The sequence below is a fragment of the Gilvimarinus gilvus genome, assembly GCF_030518155.1.
GTDB classification, from domain to species: Bacteria; Pseudomonadota; Gammaproteobacteria; order Pseudomonadales; family Cellvibrionaceae; genus Gilvimarinus; species Gilvimarinus gilvus.
The window spans coordinates 1-393 of sequence record NZ_JAULRU010000524.1; the positions used below are offsets into that span (position 1 = coordinate 1).

Annotated in this window: 1 protein-coding gene; it reads left to right on the forward strand. The window is 36.1% G+C overall.

All coding sequences use genetic code 11. The annotated features are described in order from the left end of the window. Nucleotides 1–39: 39 nt before the first annotated feature. Nucleotides 40–393, forward strand: a 354-nt coding sequence (locus QWI17_RS09905) for a TonB-dependent receptor plug domain-containing protein (protein ID WP_302722349.1), incomplete at its 3' end; no start/stop codon positions are given.

Genomic DNA, 393 nt, shown 5'->3' on the forward strand with positions numbered 1-393 from the left:
AACTCAACTAAGCTTTTACTAGTAGGAGCTTTTGCCTTAATGGCATCATTATCTTTCGCCCAAGTTGTTGAACCAACAGATTCTACAAAGGTTGAACAGGGCGAAAACGTATCTTTAGGAGAAACATTAATCATTGGTAAAGGGGTGATTGATATTGCAGAGGATCGTAAAACTCCTGTAGCTGTTTCTACAATTACAAAAGCTACTCTTGAAGATAAAGCAATAGGGAATGTAGATTTCCCAGAAATTTTTACTACAACTCCTTCTGTTTATGTATCTGGGCAATCTTCAGGATTTGGTGATTCTCAAATGTTTTTACGTGGTTTTAGTAGCCAAAATACAGCTTATTTATTAAACGGACAACCAATCAATGGGATGGAAGATGGTAAATTG